Origin of the sequence: Rugamonas fusca (genome assembly GCF_014042365.1) — a bacterium.
GTDB lineage: Bacteria > Pseudomonadota > Gammaproteobacteria > Burkholderiales > Burkholderiaceae_D > Rugamonas > Rugamonas fusca.
In genome coordinates this window covers 114949-128014 of record NZ_JACEZS010000011.1, presented here as the reverse complement: position 1 = coordinate 128014, position 13066 = coordinate 114949, and the positions used below count along the sequence as shown (strand labels likewise).

General features: G+C 68.4%; 13 protein-coding genes. 12 read left to right on the top strand and 1 reads right to left on the bottom strand.

Features of this window, described 5'->3' with window-relative positions:
- Positions 1 to 138: 138 nt before the first annotated feature.
- Genes H3H36_RS14335 through H3H36_RS14285 form a run of 11 tightly spaced genes read left to right on the top strand, consistent with a single transcriptional unit; the run spans position 139 to position 10650 of the window.
- A complete protein-coding gene (locus H3H36_RS14335) occupies positions 139 to 1353 on the top strand; it encodes a type II secretion system F family protein (RefSeq protein WP_182218713.1) in 1215 nt (404 codons plus the stop codon).
- A complete protein-coding gene (locus H3H36_RS14330; protein ID WP_182218711.1) occupies positions 1350 to 3032 on the top strand; it encodes a GspE/PulE family protein in 1683 nt (560 codons plus the stop codon). The genes H3H36_RS14335 and H3H36_RS14330 overlap by 4 nt, the downstream gene beginning before the upstream one ends.
- A gap of 10 nt (positions 3033 to 3042) precedes the next feature.
- A complete protein-coding gene (locus H3H36_RS14325) occupies positions 3043 to 3966 on the top strand; it encodes a hypothetical protein (RefSeq protein ID WP_182218709.1) in 924 nt (307 codons plus the stop codon).
- The gene (locus H3H36_RS14320) at positions 3963 to 4664 is read left to right on the top strand and encodes a hypothetical protein (protein ID WP_229219916.1); all 702 of its coding nucleotides are present in this window, start codon (positions 3963 to 3965) and stop codon (positions 4662 to 4664) included. The genes H3H36_RS14325 and H3H36_RS14320 overlap by 4 nt, the downstream gene beginning before the upstream one ends.
- On the top strand, positions 4661 to 5242 hold the full coding sequence (locus tag H3H36_RS14315) for a hypothetical protein (protein ID WP_229219915.1): 582 nt from the start codon (positions 4661 to 4663) through the stop codon (positions 5240 to 5242). Before H3H36_RS14320 ends, H3H36_RS14315 begins: the two co-directional genes overlap by 4 nt.
- Positions 5239 to 5871, top strand: a complete 633-nt coding sequence (locus H3H36_RS14310) for a hypothetical protein (RefSeq protein WP_182218704.1) — start codon at positions 5239 to 5241, stop codon at positions 5869 to 5871. Before H3H36_RS14315 ends, H3H36_RS14310 begins: the two co-directional genes overlap by 4 nt.
- Complete coding sequence (locus H3H36_RS14305) at positions 5868 to 7862, top strand: secretin GspD/PilQ domain-containing protein (RefSeq protein WP_182218702.1); 1995 nt, start codon at positions 5868 to 5870, stop codon at positions 7860 to 7862. The genes H3H36_RS14310 and H3H36_RS14305 overlap by 4 nt, the downstream gene beginning before the upstream one ends.
- Entirely contained in the window at positions 7859 to 8347 is a 489-nt protein-coding gene (locus H3H36_RS14300) for a type II secretion system protein (protein WP_182218700.1), read from the top strand. The genes H3H36_RS14305 and H3H36_RS14300 overlap by 4 nt, the downstream gene beginning before the upstream one ends.
- Entirely contained in the window at positions 8341 to 8739 is a 399-nt protein-coding gene (locus tag H3H36_RS14295) for a type II secretion system protein (protein WP_182218698.1), read from the top strand. Before H3H36_RS14300 ends, H3H36_RS14295 begins: the two co-directional genes overlap by 7 nt.
- The gene (locus tag H3H36_RS14290; protein ID WP_229219914.1) at positions 8726 to 9286 is read left to right on the top strand and encodes a type II secretion system protein; all 561 of its coding nucleotides are present in this window, start codon (positions 8726 to 8728) and stop codon (positions 9284 to 9286) included. The genes H3H36_RS14295 and H3H36_RS14290 overlap by 14 nt, the downstream gene beginning before the upstream one ends.
- Positions 9287 to 9297: 11 nt before the next feature.
- Positions 9298 to 10650 carry an MBL fold metallo-hydrolase gene (locus tag H3H36_RS14285; protein WP_182218695.1) on the top strand — a complete coding sequence of 451 codons (1353 nt, stop codon included), beginning with the start codon at positions 9298 to 9300 and terminating at the stop codon, positions 10648 to 10650.
- A 43-nt stretch (positions 10651 to 10693) separates the two neighbouring features.
- Here H3H36_RS14285 and H3H36_RS14280 read toward each other — a convergent pair whose 3' ends face one another.
- Positions 10694 to 11482, bottom strand: a complete 789-nt coding sequence (locus H3H36_RS14280; RefSeq protein ID WP_182218693.1) for a ferredoxin--NADP reductase — start codon at positions 11480 to 11482, stop codon at positions 10694 to 10696.
- 197 nt (positions 11483 to 11679) lie between these two features.
- On the opposite strand from H3H36_RS14280, the gene H3H36_RS14275 reads away from it, so the two are divergent.
- Positions 11680 to 12906 (top strand): M24 family metallopeptidase, encoded by a 1227-nt coding sequence (locus H3H36_RS14275; RefSeq protein WP_182218691.1) that lies wholly within the window; start codon positions 11680 to 11682, stop codon positions 12904 to 12906.
- Positions 12907 to 13066 lie beyond the last annotated feature (160 nt).

Sequence of the window (13066 nt, the reverse complement as noted above, 5' to 3'; positions counted from 1 at the left end):
TGCAGCAGCGATCTAAGGTAGCGCAGGGCTGCCCCGACCGCTGAGATTTTTTCGATTGTGAACCACCGATGCGTACACCGAATTTTCCCTCCGTGCCCTCCCCCGCGCCGTTGCAACACGCCCGGGCCCGGACCTGACATGCGGTTCCAGTTGCAGGTGCAAGGCGCCGGCGCCGCCCGCCACAGCGTGGCGCTGGAGGCGGCCAGCGAAGCCGAAGCGATCCGGCTGGCGGCACGCCAGGGCTGGCGCGTGCTGGCCGTCGCGAGCGCCGGCACGACGGGCACCGTGGGCGCCGACGACGCGCGCGGCGCCGTCGCGGGCCGCGCCCAACCCTTCCCCCTGCTGCAATTCAGCCAGGAGCTGCTGGCCCTGCTCGAAGCGGGCCTGAATTTGGGCGAAGCCATCGCCACCTTGCGCAACAAGGAAGATCGCCCCGGCGCGCGCGCCACGCTGGTGGCCATCGAACGCGCGCTGCAGCAGGGCCAGAGCTTTTCCGACACCCTGGCCGGCCTGCCAGCGATCTTCCCCGACATCTACGTGGCCACCGTGCATGCGGCCGAACGCTCGGGCAACCTGCCCGAAGCGCTGGCCCGCTACGTGGCCTACCAATTGCAGTTCGACGCCATCCGCAAGAAGCTGGTATCGGCCGCCATCTACCCGGCCATGCTGCTGGTAGTGGGCACCCTCGTCACGCTGTTCCTGCTCGGCTACGTGGTGCCGCGCTTTAGCGTCGTGTATGAAAGTTCGGGCCGCGAGATCCCGTTCATGTCGCAGCTGCTGCTGGGCTTTGGCCGCACGCTGGCGGGCCACCCGTGGCTGTGCCTGGGCGCGCTGGGCGGCGCCGTGGGCGGCGCGGCGCTGGCCCTGGGCCACCCGCAATTGCGCGCCCGCCTGATCCTGGCCGTGCTGCGCCTGCCCGTGCTGGCCGCGCGCGCGGCCGAATTCCGGCTGGCGCGCTGCTACCGCGCCCTGAGCCTGTTGCTGCACGCGGGCATCCCGCTGGCCAAGGCGCTGGCCATGACCAACGCCATGCTGCTGCCGGCCCAGCAGGAACAACTGGCGCTGACCCGGCGCGCCGTCGAACAGGGCTTGCCGTTCTCCGTCGCGCTGGAACAGCATGGCCTGGCCACGCCCGTGGCCCAGTCGCTGCTCAAGGTGGGCGAGAACACGGGCCGCCTGGGCGACATGCTGGAGCGCTCGGCCAAATTCCACGACGAGCAATTCGCGCGCTGGGTGGACTGGGCCTCGCGCCTGATCGAACCGCTGCTGATGACGGTGATCGGCGTCGTGATCGGCGGGGTGGTGGTGCTGATGTACATGCCGATCTTCGAACTGGCCGGGAGCCTGTCATGAACGCGCGCGAACCGTCCATCCTCGGCCCCGCCCTGCTGCAGGCGGCGCGCGCGGCGGCCATGGAACAGGGCCGGCCGCAGCTGGCCGTGCTGCAGGAGCTGGCCGGCCTTACGCCGGAGGAATTCACGCGCCAGCTGGCAGCGCTGTTCCACTACCCGGCCTGGCCCATGGCCCGGCTGCAAGCGGCCCGGCCGGCGTTCGACCTGCTGCCCTACACGGACTGCGCCCAGCGCGACTGCGTGCTGCTGCACGAAGCCGGCCATGGCGGTGCGCCCGTGCTGGTGATCGCCGATCCGCTGGCCGAGGACGTGCTGCAATGGGCCGGCTACGCCGTGCCGGTCGGGTTCACGGTGGCGCTGGCCCATGGGGACGACCTGGCCGCCTACCTGGCCCAGCTCGAATCGGCCCAGCAAGCCATGGCCGGCATGCTGGGCGAGGATGGCGCCGGGCCGGGCGACGATACGGACGTGGAGGACATTTCGCTGATCCGCATCAGCGAGGACAGCAGCCCCGTCGTCAAGCTGGTCAACTCCACCATCTACGACGCGCTCAAGTTCCAGGCCAGCGACATCCACCTCGAATGCGACGTGGCCAGCCTCGTCATCAAGTACCGGGTGGACGGGGTGCTGGTGCAGGCCGGCCAGGTGCAGGGCCTGCAGATGGCCGAGCAGGTGATCTCGCGCATCAAGGTGCTGGCCGAACTCGATATCGCCGAGCGCCGCGTGCCCCAGGATGGCCGCTTCAAGGTGCGCGTGAAAGGCAGCGAGATCGACTTTCGCGTCTCCATCATGCCCAACATCTTCGGCGAGGACGCCGTGCTGCGCCTGCTGGACCGGCGCGCGCTGACGGAGGCGGCCCAGTCGCTGCGGCTGGAAAGCCTGGGCCTGAACGAGGACGCCATCGCCCACATCCGGCGCCTGGCCGCCAAGCCGCACGGCATGCTGCTGGTGACCGGACCCACCGGCTCGGGCAAGACCACCACGCTGTACGCGGCCCTGACGGAAATTAACACGGGGCGCGACAAGGTGGTCACCATCGAAGACCCGGTCGAATACCGGCTGCCGCGCGTGCTGCAGATACCCGTCAACGAGAAGAAGGGCCTGACCTTCGCGCGCGGGCTGCGCTCCATCCTGCGCCACGATCCGGACAAGATCATGATCGGCGAGATCCGCGACGACGAGACGGCGCAGATCGCCGTGCAAGCCTCGCTGACGGGCCACCTGGTGTTCACCACGGTCCACGCCAACAACGTGTTCGACGTGGTGGGCCGCTTCCTGCACATGGGGGTGGACCCGTACAGCTTCGCGGCCGCGCTGAATGGCATCGTGGCCCAGCGCCTGCTGCGCCTGAACTGCGAACACTGCGCGGTGGAGGTGGCGCCCGACCCGCAAGACCTGCGCGACAGCGGCCTGACGCCGCAGCAGGTGCAGGGCTGGCGCTTCAAGGCCGGCGCCGGCTGCGGCCACTGCCGCGGCACCGGCTACAAGGGCCGCAAGGCCGTGGCCGAAGTGCTGATCCTGAACGACGCCATGCGCGAAATGATCTGCACCCGCGCGCCCGTGGGCCGCATGAAGGAGGAAGCGGCCACGATGGCATTCCGGCCCGCGCGCGAGGCGGCGCTGGACCTGGTGCGGCTGGGGGAAACGACTTTAACGGAGCTCAATCGTGTCACTTATTGACGGGCTAAGCATGTGGCTTAACGCGCGCCGCTATGGGCGCCACCGTGGCGGCCCGCACGATGGCGCCAGTGCCAGCCAGGGTGCGGGCTTAGGCGCGGGCCTGGGGAAGCGCGCGGGCACCGGCCTGGGCGCAGGCTTGGGTGCGCGCACGCTGCGCGTGCACCTGGCGCCCCAGCAGTTACTGGCGGTGGTCTGCCGCGGCGGCCGGCCACTGGATGCCAGCGCCGTGCGCGTGGCGATCGACAATCCGGCTGGCCACTGGCAGCCTGCCGTGGACGCGCTGCGCGCATGGCTGGCCCGGTCCGGTCAGATCGGCGCCGGCTTGCCGCTGGAACTGAGCCTGGCGGGGCGCTGGTGCCAGATGCTGGTGGCGCCGTGGAGCGACGCCTTGCTGGCCGAGCCGGGCGCCACCCGCTTCCTGCAATCGCAACTGGCGGCCCTGTACGGCGAGGCGGCGCGCGGCTGGAGCGTGGCGGCCGACGACGCCCCCTATGGCCAGCCACGTCTCGCGTGCGGCATCGACCCGGCCTTGCTGGCCGACCTTCGGGTGGCGGCCGGTGAGCGCTGCCGCGCCATCGAGCCGGCCATCAGCGTGGCGCTGCGCGCGCTGCTGGCCTCGCGCCCGCAGGCACTGGCCGTGGTGGAGGCGGGCCGGCTGACGCTGGCCGCGCTGGCCGGCGGCCGCGTCACGGCCATCGCGGCCCAGCCCTGCGGCGCGGCCTGGCACGGCGAGCTGGTACCAGCCTGGCAGCGCTGGACGCTGCGCGCGCCAGAACTGGCGCAGCTGAACGACGTCGCCGTGGTCGACCTGAGCGGCGCCAGCCTGCGCCTGGCCCGCGCGGCCGGTGCCGACGTGCTGCCGCCGCCATTCCGGCTGGCCGACAGTCCGTTCGGCACCGTGCAGGCGCCGGGTGCGGCCCAGGAGGCGGCATGAATTTCAACCACGAGCCACCGGCGCACCTGCCGCCCGGCCCTCCCGGCGCGCCGCCCGGACCGCCACCGGGATCGCCGCCGCCATCGGCCATGGTACGCCTGCGCCACCGGCTGGCGCGGCTGCTGCCGCCGCCCGCCGGCCACGTCAGCCGCGTCAACTTCCTGCCCGCCGGCGTTCCGCTGTCGGGCTGGCGCCTGGTCCTGCTCGCAGCGGGTTTGCTCGCACTGGCGCCGGCCGCCATCAACTGGAGCGCCCGCCAGCAGGCCGTATCCCGCCTCGAAAGCCAGTTGGCCCAGGCCCGCCCACGTCCGATCGCCCGCCCCGCGCGCGCGCCGGCCGAGCAGCGCGCGCTGGAACAGCAGGTGAAGGCGGTGGCGGCGGCCGTGCGCCAGCTCAACCTGCCCGTGGCGCGCCTGATCAAGACCGTGCAGCCCCCGCGCGACGTGCGCGTGGCCCTGCTGGCGCTGGACCTGAACAGCCAGCCCGCTGCCGACGCCGGCGCCGGCACATCCACGACGCCCGCCGGGGCGCTGAAGATCGCGGCCGAGGCGGAAACCATGCAGGACATGATCAACTACCTGGCCTTCCTCAACCAGCAACCGCTATTCCAGTCGGTCTACCTGGTCAAGCATGAAATGAACGCGAACGCACCGGATCACCCCTACCGCTTCCAGATGGAGGCCCAATGGCATCAATGAGCACACCGAAACTGGCGTTGCCGCCCAACCTGTCGGCCCGTCTCGCATGGCAGACGCGCCGCGCGCTGCGCCGCACCGGCCTGCCTGCCATCGCCGGCGCCGCCAGCCTGTCCCTCGCCGCGCTGGCGTACTGGCATGGCGCGCAACTCGAACAACGCCAGGCTACCCTGAGCCGCCAGCTGGCCGTCGCCGCCCGCGCGGGCGCCACGCCCGCCATCCCCGTGGCCACGGAAGCGGACGGCGTGGCCGCGTTCTACGCCTACCTCCCCGCGCACGACACCATTCCCGACCAGTTGAGCGCATTGGCCAAGGTGGCCCAGGACAGCGGCGTCACGCTGGCCAAGGCCGAGTACAAGGCCGAGCAGGACAGCCAGGCATCGTTCCTGCGCTACCAGATCACGCTGCCGGTGCGGGCCGACTATGCCAGCGTGCAGAACTTCATCGTGGGCGCGCTGCAGGCCGTGCCGGCGCTGACGCTCGATTCGGTGGCCTTCAAGCGCGAACAGATCGAGAGCGGCGAGGTGGAAGCGCGCATCCAGTTTGTGCTGCTGGTGCGGCTGCGGGGAGCGCGCCGATGAGAAAAATGGTACTCGGCGTGGCCGCCGCCGCCACCTTGCTGGCAGCATGGTTCGCGCCCGACCAGGACGGTGGCGTGGTCGGGCCGGCCGCCGCCACTACGCGTGAACCGGCTGCTGCCACCACTGCCCGTCCCGCCAGCGACGCTGGCGCTAACGCGGCCGCTGGCAACAACGGCGCGGCAGCCGGCGCAGCGCACGGCGCCGGCACCAATATGGCGGGCGCGCCTGCCGATGCCAATGGCGGCCCCGCCCCCCAACCATGGCTGGACCTGCAAATTCATCCCCGTGTGAGCGACGATGAACTGGGCAACCTGTTCGCCAAGCAGAGCTGGCAGCCGGACGCGCCCAAGAAGGTGCTGCCGCCGCAAGTACCCGAAGCGGCGCAACCGGCGCGCGCGGCAGCTGCGCCAACGGGCGCGCCGCCGCTGCCGTTCCAGTTCATGGGCCGCTTCGTCGAGGATGGCAAGAGCGCCTGGTTCCTGCAGCAGGACGGGCGCAACGTGGTGGCCCGTCCCGGCGAAAAGATCGACGACAACTACCTGCTCGAAAGCGCCGCCAATGGCGTGCTCCAATTCATCTACCTGCCGCTCAACGAGCGCCAGACCTTAGCCGTAGGGGACAACAATTGAACCATCACGCCGCCTTCGCCGTCCTGTCGCTGAGCGCCCTGCTGTGCGGCTGCGCCGGTAGTCCCAGCTACAAGGAAGGCAACGCCTTGCTTGACGCGGGCCAGGTCGACCAGGGCATCGCCAAGCTGGAACAGGCCGTGCGCGACGATCCGCACAACGCCGAATACCGCATGGTGCTGCTGAACCGCAAACTGAAGATCGTCAACAGCTACAACGCCCGCGCCGAACTGCAACGCGAACAGGGTGATGCGGCAGGCGCCGAACAAAGCTTCCGCCAGGCGCTGTCGGTCGATCCGGCCAACAGCGTGGCGCGCCAGGGCCTGGCCGCGCTGGCGCAGGACGTGCGCCACCGCCAGATCATGGCCGAGGCGGAACAACTGCTGGCCAAGGGCGGCGACGCCAACCTCGCGCAAGCGCAGGACGTGCTGCGCCCGCTGCTGCTGGAGCGCCCCAACCAGCGCGACGCGCTGCGCCTGAAGACCCGCATCGCCGACGCCCAGACCCGCTTGCACCCGGCCGGCGGCCGGCTGGCGGCCGCCTACCGCAAGCCCGTCACGCTTGAATTTCGCGACGCGCCGCTGCGCTCCGTGTTCGACTTCATCGGCAAGGTGTCGGGTCTGAACTTCGTGTTCGACCGCGACGTCGATCCTAACCTGCGCGCCACCATCTCGGTGCGCGACGCCAGCATCGAGCAAGCCATCTCCATGCTGCTGGGCGCCAACCAGCTGGAGCAGACGGTGACGGGCGAGCGCGCCATCACCATCTACCCCAACACGCCGCAGAAGGTGAAGGACTACCAGCAGCTGGTGGTGCGCAGCTTCTTCCTGGCCAATGCCGACGTGAAGACGGTGGCCTTCACGCTCAAGACCCTGCTCAAGGCACGCGACATCGTCACGGACGAGCGGATCGGCATGATCATGATGCGCGACACGCCGGAAATGGTGCGCATGGCCGAGCGCATCATCGCCGTGCAGGACGTGGCCGACCCCGAAGTGATGCTGGAGGTCGAGGTGCTGGAGGTCAAGCGCACGCGTGGCCAGGAGCTGGGCATACGCTGGCCCGACGGCGCCGGCCTGACCCTGCTCGGCCAGGGCAACAGCCTGCCGGGCAGCCTGAAGCTGGCTGACCTGCACCGCATCAACGGCGAGAACATCGCGCTTGGCCTGGGCTCCGTCACGCTCAACGCCACCGGCACGGACACCGACAGCAATATCCTGGCCAACCCGCGCATCCGGGTGCGCAACAAGGACAAGGCCAAGGTGCTGATCGGCGACCGGGTGCCCGTCATCACCGTCACCACCAACCAGGGCGTGAGCTCGGACAGCGTCAACTACGTGGACGTGGGCCTGAAGCTGGACGTGGAACCGAACGTCTACCTGGACGACGAAGTGGCCATCAAGATCAACCTCGAAGTGAGCAGCGTGGTCAAGGACATCACCAGCAAATCCGGCACCCAGGCCTACCAGATCGGCACCCGCAGCGCCGCCACCGTGCTGCGCCTGCACGATGGCGAAACCCAGGTGCTGGCGGGCCTGATCAACGACGAGGACCGCAAGACGGCCTACAAGGTGCCGGGCCTGGGCGAGGCGCCCGTGCTGAACCGCCTGTTCGGCAGCCAGAAGGACGACAGCACCCGCAGCGAGATCGTGCTGTCGATCACGCCGCACGTGCTGCGCGCCATCCAGCGCCCGGAAATGAGCGCGGCCGAATTCAACTCCGGCACCGAGACCGACATCGGCGGACGCGGCGCGGCCGGCCTGGTGTTGGCTTCGGCCGGCGCCGGCGCAGGGGCCGGCCAGCCCGCGCCCGCGCGCGTTGCCACGGCCATGACGGGTGGCGCCGCCGCGGCCGAAGCCGATGCGCCCATGTCGCCCCCGACCGAACCACCAGCCGCTCCCGACAGCGACAACAACGTGGCGCCGTCCGCGTCATCGTCCGCCAAGCCGATACCGCCGGGCGGCATCCCCTACGCGCCGAAGAAAGGACAATGACCGTGACGCCCCGTCCCGCGCGCCAGCGCGGCTTCACCTTCATCGAGCTGATGATCACGCTCACCATCATGGCCACGCTGGCCACGGTGGCCGTGCCGATGGCGCAGGTGGCCCTGCAGCGCGACAAGGAGCGCCAGCTGCGCGCCGCCCTGATCGAGCTGCGCGAGGCGATCGACGCCTACAAGCGGGCCGCCGACAACGGCCACATCAAGCCCGGCCTGGGTGAATCGGGCTATCCGAAAAAGCTGGAAGACCTGGTGGACGGCGTGCCCGACCAGCGCAGCCCGCGCAAGCAGAACATGTACTTCCTGCGGCGCCTGCCGCGCGACCCGTTCGCGCCGCCCGGCACCAGCGCGGCGGCCAGCTGGGCCAGGCGCAGCTACGCCTCGCCGCCGGACAACCCCACCGAAGGCGAGGACGTGTTCGACGTGGCCTCGCGCTCGGACGCGGTGGGCCTGAACGGCGTGCCGCTCAAGCAATGGTGACGGCCATGCGCAAGCTCAAAAGCGCCCAGGGCGGCTTCACGCTGATCGAACTGCTGGTGGTGTTGGCCATCATCTCGCTGCTGCTGACCATCGCCCTGCCGCGCTATTTCGGTTCGGTGGAAAAGTCGAAGGAAGTGGCGCTCAAGGAGAACCTGCAAGTGCTGCGCAGCGGGATCGACAAATACTACGCCGACAAGGGCGAATACCCGTCCGCGCTGGCCGACCTGGTGGCGCAGCACTACTTCCGCACGGTGCCGCTGGACCCGGTGACGGAGTCGTCGTCCACCTGGCAGCTGCTGCCCTCGCCCGACGTGGACAAGCCGGGCGTGGCCGACGTGCGCAGCGGCGCCAAGGGCAGCACGCGCGAGGGAGTACCGTATGGCCAGCTGTAACGCGGCGCGGAGGCGGCGGCGCATAAACGGCTTCGCCTATTTGTGGACGCTGCTGATGGTGGCCTTCATGGGCGTAGGCTTGACCATCGCCGGCGACCTGTACGCGACTGCGGCGCGGCGCGACCAGGAGCGCGAGCTGCTGTTCATCGGCCACGAATTCCGCAACGCCATCGCCAGCTACTACAAGGCCAACGGGCGTAACCAATATCCGCAAACGCTGGACGAACTGCTCAAGGACCCGCGCTTCGCCGGCGCCACGCGCCACCTGCGCCGCCTGTACACCGATCCCGTCACGGGCAAGGCGGAATGGGCGCTGGTGCTGGTGCAGGGCCGCATCGTGGGCGTGCATTCGCTGTCGGCCCGGCAGCCCATCAAGCAGGACAATTTCGACGACGACGACGCCGGGCTGCGGCAAAAAGGCCATTACGCCGACTGGGTGTTCACCTACCCGCACGACCTGTTCATCCCGCCCCAGAATGGCGCCGGCCCCGGGCCCGGCCCCCTGCCCAATGCCGCGCCGGGCGGTTCGCCCATGCGGGGAGGATAAAATAGGCCCCCATGAGCCTGAAAATTTCCCGTATCCTGCACGCCGGTTATGTATTCGAATCCGGCGCCACGCGCATCGCCTTCGACCCCATCTTCGAAAATCCGTTCAGCCGCAACTGCCACGCCTTTCCCGACGTGCGCTTCGACCTTGAGCAGATCAGGCGACAGCACTTCGACGCTGTCTTCATCTCGCACTTCCACGACGACCACTGCTCGCTCGAGAGCCTGGACCTGCTGGACCGCGACACGCCGATCTACCTGTACTGCCTGTTCGAGGAACTGTTCGCCATGCTGCGCGAACTGGGCTTCCGCCACGTGCATGCGCTGCGCATCGACGAGGCGGTCGCCATCGGCGCCATGGAAGTGACCCCGCGCGAAGCCATCGATGCCGACGTGGATTCCATGTTCCAGGTACGGGCCGGGGGAATGAATGTGCTCAATGTGGTCGACGCCTGGATCGCCCCCGTCACGCTGGGCGTGCTGGCGCGCGAAGGGCCGTGGGACATGGTGCTGTGGCCGTTCCAGACCATGCGCGAGGTGGAGGTGCTGATGCCGTCGCGGTCTGAAATCGACCCGGTGGAGGTTCCGGCCGAGTGGCTGGACCAGCTCAAGGTGCTCAATCCCCGCTACGTGGTGCCCAGCTCCTGCCAGTTCCGGCAGGAGCCATGGTCGTGGTACAACCGCGCCTTCTTCCCGCTCACCTACCGGCTGTTCCAGCAGACGGTGGAGGCGGCGCTGCCGCAGGCGCGCGTGGTGCGCCTGAACCCGTCCGTATCGGTGGAATTGGACGCGACGTCACTGCGGCCCTCGGCGCCACTGCCGTGGGTGATCCCCGTCGGCGAACAGGATGTCGATTACCAGTACGATGGCCACGCGGCGCCGCCAACGACGGCCGACATCGCGCGCCACTTCGCGCCGCTGACGGCGCAGCAGGCGCAAACGGTGTTCGATTACTGCCACGCGGGACTGCTGGAGAAATACGCGGGGATGGCGCTGGAACCGGGCGGCTATTTCGACCAGCCGCGCGTGTGGCGCCTGTCGCTGTACGATCATGACGGCACGGTCAGCCACTTGCGCTACCGGGTGCATGGCGACGGCATCGCGCGCCTGCCCGATGACGACAACAGCCCGCTGGGCTGGACGACGGAAGCGCCGCTGGCCAAGGTGTATGCGGCGCTGGCGTTGGGCGAATCGCTGACGTCGATGTACATGCGCATCAACGATGCACGCTTCGACGCGGTGACAGAGGAGGAGATCGCGGACGCGGAGATCGTGGACGATCCCCTGATCCGCTGCCTGTTCAACGACGCCTTTGGCGCCTACCAGGCCGCCCAGTTGCGTCGTTTGAAGGAAGGGAAAAACTAAGCACCGCCCCGGCCGTGGCGGCCGGGGCGGCGGGTGCGACGGCTTACTTCTCGACGAAAGCGCGTTCGACCACGTAGCTGCCCTGGTTGTTCATGTTGCCTTCCTTGAAGCCCTTGGCCTTAAGCATCTCGGACAGGTCATGCAGCATGGCGGGGTTGCCGCAGATCATCACGCGGTCTTGCTCCGGGTCCAGCTGCTCCAGGCCGAATTCGGCCGCCAGCGCGCCCGTTTCCAGCAGTTCGGGAATGCGGCCCGAGCGCACGAACGGTTCGCGGCTGGCCACGGGGCAGTAGATCAGCTTGTCCTTGATCAGCTCGCCCAGGTATTCATGGTCGTGCAGCTCGGCCTCGATGAAGTCCTTGTAGCCAAATTCGCTCACGAAACGCACGCCGTGCACCAGCACGATGTGCTCGTAATCGTCGTAGTACTCGGGGTCGCGGATGATGCTCATGAACGGCGCCAGGCCCGTGCCCGTGCTCAGCAGGTACAGGTTGCGGCCCTTCAACAGGTTATCCTTGATCAGGGTGCCGGTCGGCTTTTTGCCCACCAGCACGGTGTCGCCCACCTTCAGGTGCTGCAGGCGCGACGTCAGCGGGCCGTTCGGCACCTTGATGCTGTAGAACTCCAGCAAATCGTCGTAATGGGGGCTCACGATACTGTAGGCGCGCACCAGCGGACGGCCCTCCACTTCCAGGCCCATCATCACAAACTGGCCGGACAGGAAACGCAAGCCAGCGTTGCGCGTGGTTTTGAAGCTGAACAGCGTGTCGTTCCAGTGATGGACCTCGGTCACCGTTTCTGAGTAGTAATTCGGGAAATTGGCAGTGGTCATACAGGTAGAGGTTGCAAGTTGATGGAGTTGCATCTAAAGCATGGCGATGGGGCGCCGGAGGGGCAATTGTACATCTTCCACCACTTGCCTGCATTTTGGGCGGCCCCAGGCCACCGCCGCCACGGCTGAAACTGCTATCATCGACGCAGCGCAGACACGACGCTCCGCGCTCCCAGGACACACCCACAGGAGACAATATGACCATCGGCGGCAGCACCATCGACCAGGCATTGGCCACCCTTTCCGACATGACAACGGGCGCCGTCCCGATCGGCAAGGATGAATACCAGCAACGCATCCTCAAGGCGCAAGCCTATATGCGCGACCAGGGCATCGCGGCCATTTACGTGAACGCCGGCGCCAATCTCACCTACTTCACCGGCACCCGCTGGTCGGCCAGCGAGCGTATGGTGGGCGCCATTTTGCCGGCCTACGGCGCGCTCGAATACATCGCCCCCGCCTTCGAGGAAGGCACGATCAAGGACTTCATGCAGGTCGAAGGCCACGTCAACTGCTGGCAGGAGCATGAAAGCCCCTACCACCTGTTCATCGCCACCTTGCGCCGCATGGGCGTGGCGCCGGACGCGGACCGCCCGCCGCGCGTGGGCATCTGCGAAAGCGCCGCCTTCTTCATCGTCGATGGCATCCGCCCGCTGGCGGCCGGCTACACGCTGGAAAACGCCCGCACCGTGACGGCCTGGTGCCGCAGCCGCAAGTCGGCCGCCGAAATCGCCCTGATGCAGCGCGCCAAGGACATGACGCTGGCCGTGCACGTGGCCACGGCCAGCATCCTGCGCGAAGGAATCACGACGGTGGAGGTGGAGCAGTTCATCGAGCGCGCACACCGCAAGGTGGGCGCCTCGGGTTCCTACTTCTGCATCGTGCTGTTCGGGGAAGCGACGGCCTACCCGCATGGCGTGAGCTACGTGCAGACGCTCAAGCGGGGCGACACGGTGCTGATCGACACGGGTTGCAAGCTGCACAATTACATTTCCGACATCACGCGCACCTACGTGTACGGCCAGCCCAGCGAGCACCAGCGGGCCGTGTGGGCCAGCGAGCAGAAAGCGCAACTGGCCGCCTTCAACGCGGCCAGGCTGGGCGTGCCGTGCGAGGACGTGGACCGCGCCGCCCGCCGCGCGCTCGAGGAGGATGGCTATGGCCCCGGCTACAAGCTGCCCGGCCTGCCCCACCGCACCGGCCACGGCATCGGCCTGGACATCCACGAATGGCCCTACCTGGTGGGCGGCGACGAGACCCCGCTGGACGTGGGCATGTGCTTCTCGAACGAGCCGATGATCTGCATCCCCGGCCACTTCGGCGTGCGCCATGAAGATCACTTCTACATGACGGAAACGGGGCCCAAATGGTTCACGCAGCCGGCCTACAGCATCGACGATCCGTTCCGCCTGCAACGCAAGTAGTGCCCGACGGCGACGGCCGCGGCCGCCGATTCCTGCCGCAAGTCAATGCCGGGTGAAACTTCGGTGGCAGGCGCGCCAACAGGGAAGCCCAAGTGACTGTCACGATGCTATAGTCGTCAGGGATGCCGCCCGCCTGATGGGCGGCGTTCCCGACAATCTG